This is a genomic window from Streptomyces sp. NBC_00258, assembly GCF_036182465.1.
In the GTDB taxonomy this organism is placed as follows: Bacteria; Actinomycetota; Actinomycetes; order Streptomycetales; family Streptomycetaceae; genus Streptomyces.
The window spans coordinates 5918616-5934387 of sequence record NZ_CP108081.1 but is presented as its reverse complement, the minus strand read 5'-3'; the positions used below and the strand labels follow the sequence as shown (position 1 = coordinate 5934387).

General features: G+C 69.9%; 14 protein-coding genes and 1 pseudogene. 8 read left to right on the top strand and 7 right to left on the bottom strand.

Translation table 11 applies throughout. The annotated features are described in order from the left end of the window. The first annotated feature begins 266 nt into the window (after positions 1 to 266). The 3 genes from OG718_RS26305 to OG718_RS26295 all read left to right on the top strand — a co-directional run bounded on the left by OG718_RS26305 (position 267) and on the right by OG718_RS26295 (position 2087). Positions 267 to 878: a helix-turn-helix domain-containing protein gene (locus tag OG718_RS26305; RefSeq protein ID WP_328845311.1), complete on the top strand. Its 612-nt coding sequence runs from the start codon at positions 267 to 269 to the stop codon at positions 876 to 878. Between the two features lie 137 nt (positions 879 to 1015). Next, positions 1016 to 1606, top strand: a complete 591-nt coding sequence (locus tag OG718_RS26300; RefSeq protein ID WP_143639532.1) for a hypothetical protein — start codon at positions 1016 to 1018, stop codon at positions 1604 to 1606. 142 nt (positions 1607 to 1748) lie between these two features. Next, positions 1749 to 2087 carry a DUF2516 family protein gene (locus OG718_RS26295; RefSeq protein ID WP_143639534.1) on the top strand — a complete coding sequence of 113 codons (339 nt, stop codon included), beginning with the start codon at positions 1749 to 1751 and terminating at the stop codon, positions 2085 to 2087. A gap of 186 nt (positions 2088 to 2273) precedes the next feature. Here the strand turns inward: OG718_RS26295 and OG718_RS26290 are convergent, their stop codons facing one another. The 3 genes from OG718_RS26290 to OG718_RS26280 all read right to left on the bottom strand — a co-directional run bounded on the left by OG718_RS26290 (position 2274) and on the right by OG718_RS26280 (position 6248). Next, positions 2274 to 3722, bottom strand: a complete 1449-nt coding sequence (locus OG718_RS26290) for a PP2C family protein-serine/threonine phosphatase (RefSeq protein ID WP_328845310.1) — start codon at positions 3720 to 3722, stop codon at positions 2274 to 2276. Between the two features lie 387 nt (positions 3723 to 4109). Next, the gene (locus OG718_RS26285; protein WP_143639538.1) at positions 4110 to 5195 is read right to left on the bottom strand and encodes a C40 family peptidase; all 1086 of its coding nucleotides are present in this window, start codon (positions 5193 to 5195) and stop codon (positions 4110 to 4112) included. A gap of 243 nt (positions 5196 to 5438) precedes the next feature. Then, positions 5439 to 6248: a class I SAM-dependent methyltransferase gene (locus OG718_RS26280; protein WP_306938752.1), complete on the bottom strand. Its 810-nt coding sequence runs from the start codon at positions 6246 to 6248 to the stop codon at positions 5439 to 5441. Between the two features lie 381 nt (positions 6249 to 6629). On the opposite strand from OG718_RS26280, the gene mshA reads away from it, so the two are divergent. From mshA to OG718_RS26265, 3 genes are all read left to right on the top strand, one after another. Next, positions 6630 to 7967: a D-inositol-3-phosphate glycosyltransferase gene (gene mshA / locus OG718_RS26275; protein WP_143639541.1), complete on the top strand. Its 1338-nt coding sequence runs from the start codon at positions 6630 to 6632 to the stop codon at positions 7965 to 7967. Then, positions 7960 to 8460: a YbjN domain-containing protein gene (locus tag OG718_RS26270; protein WP_143639543.1), complete on the top strand. Its 501-nt coding sequence runs from the start codon at positions 7960 to 7962 to the stop codon at positions 8458 to 8460. Before mshA ends, OG718_RS26270 begins: the two co-directional genes overlap by 8 nt. A gap of 146 nt (positions 8461 to 8606) precedes the next feature. Continuing rightward, entirely contained in the window at positions 8607 to 10325 is a 1719-nt protein-coding gene (locus OG718_RS26265; RefSeq protein WP_328845309.1) for a glycosyl hydrolase family 28-related protein, read from the top strand. On the opposite strand, the gene OG718_RS26260 is transcribed toward OG718_RS26265, so the two are convergent. Beyond that, the gene (locus OG718_RS26260; RefSeq protein ID WP_143639547.1) at positions 10304 to 11104 is read right to left on the bottom strand and encodes a helix-turn-helix transcriptional regulator; all 801 of its coding nucleotides are present in this window, start codon (positions 11102 to 11104) and stop codon (positions 10304 to 10306) included. The two genes, OG718_RS26265 and OG718_RS26260, sit on opposite strands and share 22 nt — an antisense overlap. A 49-nt stretch (positions 11105 to 11153) precedes the next feature. Here OG718_RS26260 and OG718_RS26255 point away from each other — a divergent pair, with 49 nt between their 5' ends. After that, positions 11154 to 11609: a DUF2000 domain-containing protein gene (locus OG718_RS26255; RefSeq protein WP_143639549.1), complete on the top strand. Its 456-nt coding sequence runs from the start codon at positions 11154 to 11156 to the stop codon at positions 11607 to 11609. 85 nt (positions 11610 to 11694) lie between these two features. On the opposite strand, the gene OG718_RS26250 is transcribed toward OG718_RS26255, so the two are convergent. Next, positions 11695 to 12960 (bottom strand): MDR family MFS transporter, encoded by a 1266-nt coding sequence (locus tag OG718_RS26250; protein ID WP_143639551.1) that lies wholly within the window; start codon positions 12958 to 12960, stop codon positions 11695 to 11697. A 214-nt stretch (positions 12961 to 13174) separates the two neighbouring features. Between OG718_RS26250 and OG718_RS26245 the strand changes: the two genes are divergently transcribed. After that, entirely contained in the window at positions 13175 to 13936 is a 762-nt protein-coding gene (locus tag OG718_RS26245) for a phosphoglyceromutase (protein ID WP_143639553.1), read from the top strand. Positions 13937 to 14016: 80 nt separating this feature from the next. On the opposite strand, the gene OG718_RS26240 is transcribed toward OG718_RS26245, so the two are convergent. Both OG718_RS26240 and OG718_RS26235 read right to left on the bottom strand, forming a co-directional pair. After that, positions 14017 to 14196 (bottom strand): hypothetical protein, encoded by a 180-nt coding sequence (locus OG718_RS26240; RefSeq protein WP_328845308.1) that lies wholly within the window; start codon positions 14194 to 14196, stop codon positions 14017 to 14019. Between the two features lie 436 nt (positions 14197 to 14632). Next, positions 14633 to 15752, bottom strand: a pseudogene (locus tag OG718_RS26235) (tyrosine-type recombinase/integrase); the annotation flags it as partial. Between the last annotated feature and the right edge of the window lie 20 nt (positions 15753 to 15772).

The following is a 15772-nucleotide window of genomic DNA, read 5'->3' as shown; positions in this document are numbered from 1 at the left end:
GCCTCCTCTTTCGGAGCCGTCTACCCTCCCCCGCGGAGACCATTCAGCTCTGACCAGGAAAGCCCAACGCCAGGTGCAGGGGTCGACTCGGAGTGGACCCCTGCACCCATGCTCACTTACGGACCCTGACCGGAGGTGGGACCGCACGACAGATGTCCTGCAAATGCGACACCTGTCGTGCTCAGTCACAAGAGCCGCGAGTGGCATGGCGCACTTTTGCAAGCGGGTGCTTGCAATAGTTAGCGGGGGTGGTGCAGGGTAGGGGCATGGCATCGCTCAACGTCGGCAATCTCGGTGAGTATCTGCGTGAACAGCGGCGCAACGCGCAGCTGTCCCTGCGGCAGCTCGCCGAGGCCGCCGGGGTGTCCAATCCGTATCTGAGCCAGATCGAGCGCGGGCTGCGCAAGCCGAGCGCGGAGGTGTTGCAGCAGGTCGCCAAGGCCCTGCGGATCTCCGCCGAGACGCTGTACGTCCGTGCCGGGATCCTCGACGCCGAGCGGGACCGGGACGAGGTGGAGACGCGTGCCGTCATCCTCGCCGACCCGACGCTCAACGAGCGGCAGAAGCAGGTGCTGCTCCAGATCTACGAGTCCTTCCGCAAGGAGAACGGGTTCGAGATCGAGATCAAGGCGGTCGAGGAGGCTCTGGGCGTCACCGGTGCGGCCGACGCACCGGACGCGACCGGCACGACCGGCGTAACGGACGTGACGGATGGCCGGGACACCGTCGTTGACAGGGCCCGCACGGCCGACGGCAGCGATGCCGCACCGAAGGACCCGCACGACCCGCACGACCCGCACGACCAGCAGGACCCGCACGACAAGAACGACCCGCACGACAAGAACGACCCGCACGACCAGCAGTCCTCCGCGAGCTGACCGGGCACGTCATGACGAGCACGGCGTGGCCAGTACGGCATGGCCGGGCACGGCATGGAACGGCCGGCCGGCCGCGGAGTAGCGCACCACAAAACCCTCACGCTTCAAGCATTAGCGATTCCGGGAGGACCATCGCCATGGCCATCACCGACGACCTGCGCAAGACCTTCAGCGACCCGACCCCGCTCTACTTCGCCGCCGGCACCGCCGACCTGGCCATTCAGCAGGCCAAGAAGGTGCCCGGCATCGTCGAGCAGCTGCGTGCCGAGGCTCCGGCCCGCATCGACGCCGTACGCGGCATCGACCCGAACGAGGTCCAGGAGAAGGCCACCGCCCGCGCCAAGGAGGCGCAGGAGACCATTCAGACCAAGGTGAACGAGTTCATCGGCACCCTGGACACCGACCTGAAGAAGATCGGTGAGTCGGCTCAGGACTTCGCCCTCCGCGGTGTCGGCGTGGCCGCCGAGTACGCCGTCAAGGCGCGCGAGACGTACGAGAAGGTCGCCGAGCGCGGCGAGCAGACCGTGAAGACCTGGCGCGGCGAGGCCGCCGAGGAGATCGAGGAACTGGCCGTGGCCGTCGAGCCGAAGCCGGAGCCGGTCGAGGTCAAGGACGAGAAGCCCGCCGAGGCCAAGGCCGAGCCCGCCCCGGCGAAGAAGACCGCGGCCAAGAAGGCACCGGCCGCCCGCAAGACCACCGCGAAGAAGACGACGCCGCCCGCGAAGTAGGCGCGGCGGCGCCGCCGGGTCAACGGTGGCAGGGTGTTACGAGAACGGGTCGGGGACTCCGGGCACTATCGGAGTCCCCGACCCGTTCTGCGGGTACGGTGACCGCGTAGGGACGAGGAATCGATTCGGGTAGGTGGGCCAAGTGCTGTTGACCGCGTTCGGCGGCTTCATGTCGCTGATCTTCCTCGGCATGCTGGTGCTCGCGGTGGTGGCGCTGGTGATGGCCGGCCTGGCCCGCGATGACGCGTACCGCGCCGCGAACAAGCAGAGCAAGATGTTCTGGCTGATCATCCTGGGCGTCACGGTGGCCGTGAATCTGCTGGTCCCGATGGTCTTCCTGCAGATCGCCGGCCTCATCGCCACGATCGTCTTCTTCGTCGACGTCCGGCCCGCGCTCAAGCAGGTCTCCGGCGGTGGGGGCGGCCGCCGAGGCGGAAGCAGCAGCGACGGCCCGTACGGCCCGTACAACGGCGGACGCTGAGCTCCCTGCCCTTTTAGCCACCCGCACACCGGCGCCCCGTCAGGGGTGCGGGGAACCGCGCGACCACCAGCCACGGACGGCTGGCAGGCACTGACGCGACCAGCCACGGCGCCGCGCAGACGACCCACGGACGGCACGTCCCACAGACACTGAGCGGCGGCACCCAGCGGGAGCGCCCACGTGTGACTACGCCACGCGATCCAGCAGCAGCACAGCCACGTCGTCCGTCAGCTCACCGCCATTGAGATCCCGCACCTCGTTCACAGCGGCCCGCAGCAGCTCCTCGCCCCGCAGCCCCTGCGCCAGCTGGCGGCGGACCATGTCCACCATCCCGTCCTGACCGAGCCGCTCCCGGCCCTCGCCGGTCCGGCCCTCGATCAGGCCGTCCGTGTAGAGCATCAGACTCCATTCGCCGCCCAGCTCCACCTGCCGGCGCGGCCAGCGGGCGTTCGGCAGCAGACCCAGCGCCGGGCCGCCGTTCTCGTACGGCAGCAGCTCGGCGACGGGAGGAGCCGGGTCCCCGGCGTCGTCCGCGCCGACGACGGCCCGTGAGCGGGCGGGGCGCGAGATGAGCGGGGCCGGGTGACCGGCCAGGCACAGGCCCGCGCGGCGGCCGTCCGGTGCGATGTCCACCGTGCAGAGCGTCGCGAAGATCTCGTCGTTGTCGCGCTCGTGCTCCAGGACCTGCTGGAGCGTGGAGAGCAGCTCGTCGCCGCACAGGCCCGCCAGCGTCAGCGCGCGCCAGGCGATCCGCAGCTCCACACCGAGCGCCGCCTCGTCGGGGCCATGACCGCAGACGTCGCCGATCATGGCGTGCACGGTGCCGTCGGGGGTGCGGACCGTGTCGTAGAAGTCGCCGCCGAGCAGCGCGCGCGAGCGGCCGGGCCGGTAGCGCGCGGCGAACCGCAGCGAGGAGCCTTCGAGTAGGGGCGTGGGCAGCAGGCCGCGTTCGAGCCGCGCGTTCTCCTGCGCGCGCAGCTTGGACTCGGTGAGCCGTCGCTCGGCCGTTTCGGAACGCTTTCGTTCCACCGCGTACCGGATCGCGCGGCTCAGCAGCCGGCTGTCCAGCTCGTCGCGGAAGAGGTAGTCCTGGGCGCCGACGCGTACCACCTCGGCGCCGTGCTCCGCGTCCTCGGACGCGGTGAGCGCGAGGACGGCGTGCCGCGGCGCGAGCCGCAGCACGTGCTTGAGCGTGGCCAGCTCGTCGTTCGGCTCGGCGTCGGCGGCCGTCCGGCCACCGGTCGTCAGCGCGAGGTCGAGCAGGATGCACTGGACGTCGTCGGTCAGCAGCCGCTCGGCCTCGGTGAGGTTGCGGGCGGTACGGACACGTATCGGCTTGCCGGCCGAGTCCAGGAGTGTGGGCACGTTCAGCGAGCCGGCCGGGTCGTCCTCGATCACGAGCAGCGTCAGCGGGGCCGTGCCGTTGTGGGCACTGCCGTGGTGGAAGCCGCCGTGGTCGGCGCTTCCGTGGCCGGTGTCGCCACCGGCGTCGTGGCTCGTCGAAGTCGGCGCCTGGCCGGGCAGGGCGCCGGGTGCGGGCACGGCCTGAGCCGGTCCGCCGGTTGAGGATGCGGCGCGAGCCTGACCACCTTCCACGGCGGGGATGGCTCTCTGCCGCGGTACGGGTACGGGCATCGTCTTGGTTCCTTCCCTCCCCCCGAGGGCATGGCGGACCGAGGGGTCTCGATCCACCGACGGGGACCATAGCGTCAGCCGCCGCCACAAAGGAATGGCGGAGGCCCGGGTGTGCCCAAAACAGCCACCGTCATATGCCGCATCCCGTACCGCAATTGGGCAGGATGCGCTCTTTTTCGGGATGACGTACATCACGCCCCGGGGGTTGCCCGGCAGCCCGGAACGTGCCGCGCATCACGTGCGGCAGGTCACGCCACCGACGGCACCAAAGCGACCAAGTGCCACTTGTCGGGACGTACGGCCCGGGTGGACGGGTGAGCGTCCCTCGCCGGACGTCCGGTCCGGGTGGACCGGCGGTGTCACCGGTGGACCGGCGGGCCGGCGGCGTCACTGTTCGGGGCGTACGACTCCGAGTATCGGCATCGAGCCCGCTCCCGCGATCGTCACCGTGCGCCCCGGGCGAGGTGCGTGGATGATCGCGCCGTCACCTATGTAGAGGGCGACATGGCTGGCGTCGGAGTTGTAGATGATCAGGTCGCCGGGGCGCATGGCCTCGACGGCGATGCGGTCGAGCTGCTTCCACTGCTCCTGGGACGTGCGTGGGATGCCCTGCCCGGCGGCCGCCCATGCCTTCGAGGTCAGACCCGAGCAGTCGAACGTGTTGGGCCCCTCGGCGCCCCATTCGTACGGCTTGCCGATCTGCTTCGTCGCGTACTCCACGGCCTTCTTGCCCTGGGCCGACGCCTTGCCGCTGATCTCGTCGAGGACGCCGGAGCCCAGCCAGGCCGACTGCGCCTTGTAGGCGGCCTGCTGTTCCAGCTTCGCCAGGCGCTTCTTCTCTTCCTTCTCCAGCTGCGACTCGAGCTTCTCGGCGGCGGCGATCTGCTTCTTGACCTTCTTCTTGGCCTTCTCCTTCGCCTCGCGGTTGGCATCCAGCTTCTTCCACTGGGCCGCCGCGTCGCGCGCGTACTGCTCCAAGTCCTCCTGGGTGCGCTTCATTTCGGCGAGCAGGCCCTTGGTCGCCTGTGCGCCCTCGCGGATCCGGCCCGCGCCGTCCAGGAACTGCGCCGGGTCGTCGCTGAGCATCAGCCGGGCCTCGTCCGGCAGTCCGCCGCTGCGGTACTGGGCCCGGGCCGCGGCGCCCGCGCGGTCCTTCAGGTGGTCCAGCCGAGCCTGCCCCTCGACGATCGAGCGGGCCAGCCCGACGATCTGCGTGGACTGCTCCTCGGCCCGCTCCTCCGCGAGGTTGTACGCGTCCGTGGCGACCGCCGCGTCGTGATAGAGCGTGTCCAGCTTCTTGCGGACCGCTTCAAGGTCCTTGGTGCTCGCGGGCGTTGAACTCGGAGGCTGGGCCGGAGTCGGCGTGGGGGTCGGTGTCGGGGCCGCGAAGGCCACTCCCGGCGCGGACAGGATGGTTGCCGCGCAGGCCAGGGCCATGGCCGTAGTGGTCAGGCTCCGCTTGCCGGTTCCCATGGACCAACCCCCAAGTTGATTTACCGTCAGTAACTTACGAAGGCCTCGGGGATCGTGCCATGTCGGCGCGCAATGTGACAGAGGCGGGCAGGAACTGCCTCTCCCGTACCGCCCGTTCCCCACCCCTCACTGCCCACTCGGCGATGATCTCCCGCGCGTTCCCCGCCAATGTGACGAACGACTCACCGAGATCGTTCCCGCCGCTCCACGGCTCCGCAGGCTCGTGTCCTCGGCTCGGCCGGCCTACGAGCGAGGCGCCAACGCCTCCCAGCGCACGGTCACTTCGCCCTGCCGCCAGCGCGTCGGCCCGTCCGTGACCGGCCAGTCCGCCGTCAGATCGCGTACGGCCCGGATCCAGCGCTGACGGGCGCCGTACGAGGCGTAAGGTGCCGCGGCCGCCCAGGCCCGGTCGAAACCGCGGAGGAAGGCGTGCACCGGTTCGCCCGGGACGTTGCGGTGGATGAGGGCCTTGGGAAGGCGTTCGGCCAGGTCGGACGGGCGGTCCAGGGAGCCGAGGCGGGTGGCGAACGTGACGGTCCGCGGGCCTTCGGGGCCGAGCGCGACCCATACGTGCCGGCGGCCGATCTCGTCGCACGTGCCCTCGACGAGGAGCCCGCCCCGCGAGTCGGCGCCAGCCGGGGCGAGGCGGGCGCACAGTCGCGCCCAGACCTCGGCGACCTCCGCCTCCTCGTACTGCCGCAGCACGTTCGCCGCGCGGATCAGTGACGGCCGCTCCGGCAGGGGGATCTCGAAGCCGCCGTGCCGGAAGGCCAGCCCCTCGCGCTCGTACGGCTTCGCGGCCGCGACCCGGGCCGGATCGATCTCCACGCCGACCACGCGTGTGCGGGGGGCGGCCGTGCGGAGGCGGTGGAGGAGCTCCACCGCGGTCCAGGGGGCGGCGCCGTAGCCGAGGTCCACGGCCACGGGGGCGTCCGACCTGCGCAGTTCGGCGCCGTGGGTCGTCGCGATCCAGCGGTCCATGCGGCGGAGGCGGTTGGGGTTGGTGGTGCCGCGCGTCGCCGTCCCGACGGGGGTCGCTGCGCGGGCTTTCATGGGGACAAGGGTAGGCGGTGCGGGTGTCGGAGGCGGCGCGGGCTGAGACGTACCTGCGGGTCCGTCGTGGCTGGTCGCGCAGTTCCCCGCGCCCCTTTTTAGGGGCGCGGGGAACTGCGCAACGGGGGTTCGGGGGCGGAGCCCCTGAGTAAGGGACGGGCATGGGTAGGGGCGGCGGGGGCGAGGAGAAGCAGTGCCCACCCGCATCCCTCCCCTACGCAACACGCCATCGAACGGTTGAGCGACCCCCAGTAATGATTCGGCAAAGAGGAAATGGAGCAGAGTGCTCCGGCGTTCAAGGAGCTGGAGGGCGTTTCACGTCCTCCGTCAGGCATGCCCGCACCACGGTCAGAGCAGGTCCGCAGCAAGGAGGAACGCCACGTGAGCCAGTACGTGAGCAGGCTCGGGCGCCGCTCCCCGGCAGCCCCTTCGAGGCTGAGGCTGCACCGCCGGCCCCGCCGCGTCGCGATGCTCTCCGTGCACACCTCACCACTGCACCAGCCGGGCACCGGCGACGCGGGCGGCATGAACGTCTACATCGTGGAGCTGGCCCAGCGCCTCGCCGCGATCAACATCGAGGTCGAGATCTTCACGCGCGCGACGACCGGGGCCCTGCCGCCCAAGGTGGAACTCGCGCCCGGAGTCCTCGTACGGCATGTCGACGCGGGTCCGTACGAAGGGCTCGCCAAGGAGGATCTGCCCGCCCAGCTCTGTGCCTTCACGCACGGGGTGATGCAGGCCTGGGCCGGTCACCGGCCCGGGTACTACGACCTGGTGCACTCGCACTACTGGCTCTCCGGCCATGTCGGCTGGCTGGCCGCCGAGCGCTGGGGCGCCCCCCTGGTGCACGCGATGCACACCATGGCGAAGGTCAAGAACGCCGCCCTGGCCGACGGCGACACCCCCGAGCCGGCCGCCCGTGTCATCGGCGAGACGCAGATCGTGCGCGCCGCCGACCGCCTCATCGCCAACACCTCCGAAGAGGCCGACGAGCTCGTGCGGCACTACGAGGCCGAGGCCGGCAAGGTCGCGGTCGTCCACCCGGGCGTGAACCTCGACCGTTTCCGCCCGGCCGACGGACGCGCCGCCGCGCGCGACCGGCTCGGTCTGCCGCAGGACGCACTGATACCCCTCTTCGCCGGTCGCATCCAGCCCCTGAAGGCCCCCGACGTGCTGCTGCGTGCGGTCGCCGTCCTCCTGGACGAGCGGCCCGACCTCCGCTCGAACATCGTGGTGCCCATCGTGGGCGGTCCGAGCGGCAGCGGTCTCGCCAAGCCCGAGGGCCTGCAGAAACTCGCCGCCAGGCTCGGCATCGCCGATGTCGTGCGGTTCCGGCCGCCGGTCGGACAGGAGCAGCTCGCCGACTGGTTCCGGGCCGCGTCCGTCCTCGTGATGCCCTCCTACAGCGAGTCCTTCGGGCTCGTCGCCATAGAGGCGCAGGCGGCCGGCACGCCGGTGCTCGCGGCCGCGGTGGGCGGTCTGCCCGTCGCGGTACGGCACAAGGAGACGGGCTTTCTGGTCCCGGGCCACAATCCCGTCGACTACGCGCGCGTGCTGCGCGATTTCGCCGACAACCGCGCGCTCCCGGACCGGATGGGCGCGGCCGCCGCCTGGCACGCCAAGTCCTTCGGCTGGGACACGTCGGCCGCCGCCACGGCGGACGTCTACACGGCGGCGATGCACGAGCACCGGCGTCACGTACGCTCCCACCATGGCTGACGTGGAGAGCGCGGCGGGGACCGTCGAGGCGGTCCTGAAGGACGCCGAGATCGAGTGGGAGAGTCCGGAGCCCGGCCACTTCGTGGTGAAGCTGCCCGGCACCCGCAAGCTGTCGACGACCGTCTCGCTGATCGTCGGCAGGCACTCCCTGTCGCTCAACGCCTTCGTCATCCGCCACCCGGACGAGAACGAGCCCGGCGTGCACCGCTGGCTCCTCGAGCGCAACCTCAAGCTCTACGGCGTGGGTTACGCGGTCGACCGTCTCGGCGACATCTATGTGGCGGGCAAGCTCCCGCTCGCCGCGGTCACCGCCGACGAGATCGACCGCCTGCTCGGCTCGGTTCTGGAGGCCGCCGATGGCAGCTTCAACACCCTCCTGGAACTCGGTTTCGCCTCCGCGATCCGTAAGGAGTACGCCTGGCGGGTGTCGCGCGGCGAGTCCACGCGCAACCTCGACGCGTTCAGTCACCTGACTCGGCGTTCGACCGACTGACCAACTGGTCCGTACTAACTCTCCATCATCTAACCCTTGCACGACCCTTTCCCGGTGCAAGGGTTGCGTGTCATGCTCACCGCCAACGCACATCTGAACGTCGTTCACATCCATGGAATTCCCCATCCCTGGAAGGCGGTTCGGACATGAGTGACCGTTGGGAGGGCCCCACCAGACGGGCCCTGCTCGGCAGCGCGACAGCGGTGGCGGCCGGCGCCGTGACCAGCATCGTCACCGGCGGACCGGCGGCGGCCGCCACCGAGGGCGTCACCGGGAGCCTCACCGGGCAAGTGCCCGCCCTCTGGCGCGAGTTCACCCGCACCCCCTTCACGCACCCGCAGATCCCGTACGTCGGCAGAGCCGGCCAACGCGCCGGGGCGGCGCACTTCCCCCGCCGCCCCGTCGTGGCCGACGTCCGCGCGTACGGCGCCACGGCGGACGGCTCGGCCGACTCCGCCCCCGCGATCAACCGTGCCGTCGCTGCCGCCGGAAGGGCCGGCGGCGGCACGGTTCTCATCCCGCCCGGCACCTACCGCGTCGACGGCCTGATCCACGTCGGACACTCGAACGTCGTCCTGCGCGGCGCCGGCAGCGCCCGTACGAAGCTGTACGCGACCCGCAGTCTCACCGAGCTGATCGGCGCCTACGGCTCGCGCTACGGCGGCGACAAGTCGTCCTGGTCATGGGCGGGCGGCCTCGTCTGGTTCTGCCCGGCGGACCGCTTCGCCGCCCTGACGGCCGCCATCAGGGCGAAGGCCTGGCCCTTCGAGGGCTGGACCGGCAACAAGCGGGACGAGTGGGAGACCCTGACCAAGGTCGAGCCCGCCCGCCGGGGCTCCTGGACGGTGACGGTCGCGGACCCAAGACGGCTCAGACCCGGCCGGCTCGTCCTCCTCCGCCTCGCCGACGACGCCGGGCACACCCTCCTGGAGCACATGGCGGGCGGCGGCCCGGGCCCGGAGGCCTACCACTGGAACGACAAGACAAAATTGACCAGCTACGTCCCGTACGAGTGGCCCGTGCGCATCGCGCGCGTGCGGGGCAGAAGAGTCACCCTGGAGCGACCGCTCCCGCTCGACACGCGCCCCGAGTGGGACCCGCGCCTCACCACCCACGTGAAGGCGCTGACCGGCTCGGGCGTCGAGGGCCTCACCCTCGAAGCCGTCGAGACCCCGCAGGCCCCGCACCTCCTCGACCGGGGCCACAACGGCGTCACCTTCCAGTGCGCGTACGACTGCTGGGCCGACGACATCGTCGTACGCCACATGGACAACGGCTTCGGCCTGGTGTCCGCCTCCGCCTGCACCCTGCGCGGGACCCGGGTCGCGGGCCGGGGTACGCACCACCCGTACTTCTGCCGAGAGGGCTCGCACGACAACCTCGTCGAGGACTTCGTCATCGAGCGGCGCACGACAGCGGCCCCCGCGGGCACCCAGCTGCACGGGATCAACGTGGAGGGGCTGTCCTCGTACAACGTCTGGTCGCGCGGTGACATGGCCATGGGCACCTTCGACACCCACCGGGGCATGCCCTTCGCGAACGTCCGTACCGACATCACGGTCACCAACAACGGCCGCCACGGCGGCGACGCCAGCGCCGGGCCGCTCTTCGGGGCCCGGTTCGCACACTGGAACATCCGCGTCACCAACGCCCGCGCCGGCCTGATGAGGATCGACGGCCTCGCTCCCTGCAGCGCCACCGTCGGCATCAACGAGGTGACGGAGTTCGACCAGATCGACGTACCCGACTTCTCCGGAGACCTGCACTCCCGCCTGGAGCTCTACGGGACCTCGGGGACGGTACGCCCGCGGAACCTCTACGAGGCCCAACGCGAGCTGGACGTTCAGCGCGCGCTGAGGCGGTAACGACCCGGAGCCACCCCGACCAGCCGCTTGAAGTGCCGGGTCAGATGCGACTGGTCGTAGAAGCCGGTCTCCGCCGCCACCTCGCCCGGCGTGCGGCCGTCGAGCAGGAGGCGGCGGGCGCGGTCGACGCGGCGGGACATCAGGTACTGGTGCGGGGCGATCCCGAAGGCCCCGCTGAACGCCCGCACCAGGTGGGCGGGGTGGGCGTGCACCAGACTCGCCGCCTCCTCCAGGTTCACACCCTGCACGAGCCGCTCGTCGAGGAGTTCGCGGAGGTCGTGGGCGAGGGGCCGGTCGGGCCGGCGTGGAGGGTCCTCCCCTGCCCGCGGCCGCAGATGGCCGCGCAGCCGCTCACCGATCAGGGTCAGCCTGCTCTCCGCCTCCAATTCGTCCCCGGGGTGGGCGAGGGCGGTGTGCAACTGCCCGACGCGCGCCCGCAGTACGGGGTCGACGAGGTCCGGGGTGTCCACCGCCGGGCCGATGTAGGTCTCGTCGAGCCGGCTGAGGTCCAGGTACAGCACCCGCTTGCGGAAACCGGACGGCGTGACGGGCGAGCCGTTGTGCGGGACGTGCGGCGGGAGCAGCGAGACCGTGTCGTGCGGGGTGCCGTGCTCGTGCCGGTCGAGGTCGTACCGCACGGCCCCCGCGTCGACGATCAGCAGCGTCCACGCGTCGTGGACGTGCATCGGATACGCGTACTCCGTGAAATGGGCGTGGAAGACCTCCACGACACCCGGTACGCGCGGGCGCCAGGCGGAGACCTCACGCTGGGCGACCATGCAAAGAACGTACAAGACGGGGGCGTACGCGGCTCGGCAGTCTCAGTGCATGAACGCTGAACCCCTTCCCACGGAACCCGCTCGCGCCGAACCCGTCCGCTTCGACACCAAGATCGCCGTCCTGCTGCGGGAGGACCTGGAGCCGTGGCAGCGGCTGAACGTGACCGCGTTCCTCGTGAGCGGGATCGGGTCGTCCGTGCCCGAGGTGATCGGCGAGCCGTACGAGGACGCCGACGGGACGGGCTACCTGCCGATGTTCCGCCAGCCGGTCCTGGTCTTCGAGGGTACGAAGGAGACGCTGACCGCGGCCCACACCCGGACCCTCTCCCGCGCCCTGCCTCGCGCGCTCTTCACCTCCGACCTGTTCACCACGGGCAACGACCGCGACAACCGGGCGGCGGTCCGGGCCGTACCGACGGCGGAGCTGGACCTGGTGGGGCTCGCGGTGTACGGGCCGCGCAACGCGGTGGACAAGGTGCTCAAGGGGGCGCGGATGCACCCCTGAGGTGTACGGGTCACGTGAGATGTGTGGGGCGGGGCCGGCTCATACCGCGTCGATCTGGGGCTTGGCCATGCAGACCTAGGCAGACCTAGGGCTTGGCCGCGCTGACCTCGGGCTCAGGGGTGACAAGAGGTGCCTCGGCGGCTTCCGGGTCGTGTGTCGGCAGGTGGCGCATCAGGGCCCCGTACCCCACACCGGTGACCGTGCCGATGACCGCGCACGCGCCCCACAGCCACTCCGCCCCGTACCGGTCGATGACGAAACCGGACATCAGGGGTGCGACGAGGGCGGCCACGGACCAGGACATGGTGTACATGCCCTGGTAGCGGCCGCGGCCGTGGGTGGGGGAGAGGCGGACGACGAGGCTGGTCTGGGTGGGCGCGTTGACGATCTCGGCGAGGGTCCAGACGCAGACCGTGAGCGCGAAGACGCCGACCGAGCCGGCGAAGGCGGTGAGCCCGAACCCGTACCCGGCGAGGAGGGACGAGAGGACGAGAAGACGCCTCGGATCCCGGTGTTCGATGAAGCGGGTGACGGGGATCTGGAGGACGACGATGAGGACGCCGTTGACCGCGATCGCCATGCCGTAGTCGGCGGGCGTGAACCCGGCCTCGCCCATCGCCACGGGCAGTCCCAGATACCCCTGCTGGAAGATCAGCGCGACGAGGAAGGACAGTCCGACGACGCTCATGAAGCGCCCGTCGCGCAGCACGGTCCCGAGCCCGACCTCGGGTTCGTCGACCCCCTTCGAGACCCGCTCGGGCCGGGACTCGGGCAGCTTCGCGAAGACGAGGATCGCGCAGATCATGGTCATCCCGGCCTCGATGAGGAAGCCGGCGAGGTAGCTGAACTCGGCGATGAACCCGGCCGCCATGGCGGAGACGGCGAACCCCAGGTTGATCGCCCAGTAGTTGAGGGAGAAGGCCCTGACGCGGTCCTCGGGCCGGACGATGTCGGCCATCATCGCCTGCACGGCGGGCCGGGATGCGTTGCTGGCCATCCCCACCAGGAAGGCGACGCCGGCGATCGCGACCGGGTGGTGCACGAAGCCGAGCAGCGCGACGGAGACGGCGGTCGAGGACTGGGCGACGAGGAGGGTGGGCCGCCGCCCGAGACGGTCCGTCATGACGCCCGCGCCGAGGGAGGAGATGACACCGCCGAGCCCGTGGAGCGCGGCGACCATTCCTGCGTACGAGGCGGAGTAGCCGCGGTCGAGGGTGAGGTAGAGCGCCATGAAGGTGGCGACGAACGCGCCGAGCCGGTTCACGAGTGTGCTGGTCCACAGCCACCAGAACTCGCGGGGGAGCCCCGAGACGGTCTCGCGGGCGGCACGTCTCATGGACGTGAGTGACATCGGGACCCCCGGGTGCGTGTGAGCAACTGCGCGCAAGTGGCTGCGCGCAAGGCTGTGTGTAAGTGGCTCAGGCGATGAGCGCAACTTACGAGTACGGCTCCGGTGGGGTCCACTCAATTAACAGAAGCCGTCAACTGTGGGGGTCCTCCCCCTTTCCTGTCCGCCTTCCGGGCGGGGGAGCGGGCGATCTGCGGGTTCGATTACGCTCGGGGCCATGGCCGACGCACCGTACAAGCTGATCCTCCTCCGCCACGGCGAGAGCGAATGGAACGCGAAGAACCTGTTCACCGGCTGGGTGGACGTCAACCTGACGGAGAAGGGCGAGAAGGAGGCAGTCCGCGGCGGTGAGCTGCTGAAGGACGCCGGCCTGCTCCCCGACGTGCTGCACACCTCGCTCCAGAGGCGAGCCATCCGCACGGCCCAGCTCTCGCTGGAGTCCGCGGACCGCCACTGGATCCCCGTGCACCGCTCCTGGCGCCTGAACGAGCGCCACTACGGCGCCCTCCAGGGCAAGGACAAGGCCCAGACCCTCGCGGAGTACGGCGAGGAGCAGTTCATGCTGTGGCGCCGCTCGTACGACACGCCGCCGCCCCCCCTTGAGGACGGCACGGAGTTCTCCCAGTCGGACGACCCGCGCTACGCGACGATCCCCCCGGAGCTCCGCCCCCGCACGGAGTGCCTGAAGGACGTCGTCGTCCGCATGCTCCCGTACTGGTACGACGGCATCGTCCCGGACCTCCTGGCGGGCCGCACGGTCCTGGTCGCGGCCCACGGCAACAGCCTCCGCGCCCTGGTCAAGCACCTCGACGGAGTCTCTGACGCCGACATCGCGGGCCTCAACATCCCGACGGGCATCCCCCTCGCCTACGAACTCGACGCCGACTTCAAGCCGGTGAACCCGGGCGGCACGTACCTGGACCCGGACGCTGCGGCGGCGGCGATCGAGGCCGTGAAGAACCAGGGCAAGAAGAAGTAAGCGAAGCTGAACAGGCCCCCTATCTGCGGTTTCTCCGCCGGTAGGGGGCCTGTTGTTGTGTCTGGGCCGTCCCTGGGCCGTCAGTTGCGACGACGCCGGCGGCGGATGCGGATGTCGAGGACGATCAGCAGCGCCACGGGGACGGCGATCTCGGCGGGGGCGTCGGCCCAGAGGGCGAGCGCACCGCCGGCCGTGCCGATGAGCGCGATGGGCACGTCGCGGGGACAGATGTCGACGGTGACACCTGTGCGTGGGAGCATGGATCTCCTCCTGATGGTCCGTTGCTAGATCGATGGAGACAGGGCCGTTCCCATGCCGGGGAACGGCCCTGAATTTTGCGTGAATCCTATTCAGGTGATTCACCCTTCGGCAAATCTCCAGGTGAGGGCATGCAGGTATTGTGCGGGTGGTGCTTCTAACTCGGCTCGCGAGCTCTCTTACATGGACTCTAGAGCCCCAACGTTCACCTAGTTGATCTTGGTTAAATGTGCATGCGTGCACTTGAGTGTGCATGCGTGCACACCTGGCAAGTGATCGATGTATTGGGAGTGATTAAGCTTCCCTTCGCCTTGTAAGTCGCAAGGCAAGTCATTAAGAGACTCCTCTTGTTAATGCGGACTGCTAACGGTTGTATCTGATCCGGATGGCTAGTGCCCTCCTCTAGTTACGTTCCTTGCCTTTATAGGAGTCGCTGCTTTATCGCTGTCTCCTGTCCGTGCTGAAGACTTGTGAGACAGCGTTTCGAGTGCGCTCCCGGCTGGACGGCATCAGGTGCGCGTACACCCGCAGCGTCAGCCCCGGGTCCGAGTGGCCCAGGTACTCGGCGAGGGCCTTGATGTTCTCTCCCTCGTCCAGCAGCACTGAGGCGTAGAAGTGCCGCAGCGCGTGCATGCCGTTCTCGCGCGACTCGACGTACGGCTGGCCACGCTCAGGCACCGGGATCACTCCGGCGCCAGCCAACGCCCGCTTCCACGCCTCCTCGTTCAGCGAGGTACGCCAGACATGACCATCCCGAGGCCCGGTGAAGATCAGCCGCTTCGTCACCGGTGGCCCGTCCGCAACCTTCCACGGCAACGTGATCTCGACGGGCGGGAACCGCTTCAGGTGGGCTCGAAGCACGTCCGCGACCGGGCCAGGAAGCGGTACGTTCCGGAGCTTGCCGCCCTTGGGCGGGCGAACACGGCCTTGCTGCGGCTCAGCTTGAGTTGCTGGACCACATGCAACGTGCCCGACTCGAAGTCGATCGCGTCGACAGCGACACCGAGGATTTCGCCCTGCCGGAGTCCACCCCCGGCGCCCAGGTCGGCCATCGCTTGGAAGCGTTCGGGCATCGCGTCCCGGACGGCGAAGACCCGTTCCGGCGTCCACGGGGTCACGCGCTTGGCGTCAACGATCGGAGGCCGGACCGAACGGGCAGCACAAGGGTTCCGGGGAGATGGCCGTCATTCACGGCCGCACTCAGAGCAGCCCGCACGTTGGAGTAGATCGTCCGCGCGTACGACCCTCGGACGCCGTTCTCCTGGAGCTGCCGCACCCAGTTCCGGATGTGCGCGGGCTGGAAGGAGCCGAGCGGACGCGTGCCGAGGTACGGGAAGGCGTTCAACCGGAGTTGCGACTTCATTGATGCCTGGGTGTTCGGGTCGGCCCCCTGGGTGAGCACCCACTGTTCGGCGTACTGCTGAAAGGTGGTCCGAGCAGCGCGAGGGTCGATGTACTGCCCGCGCGCCATGTCTGCCTCGATGAGCGCAAGCCACTGATCGGCAAGCCGCTTCTGACGATCAGGGAAGCTCTTGGCCTTCTCCGTGCGTTGGCCACCTCCGGATTTCCGTAGGTGAC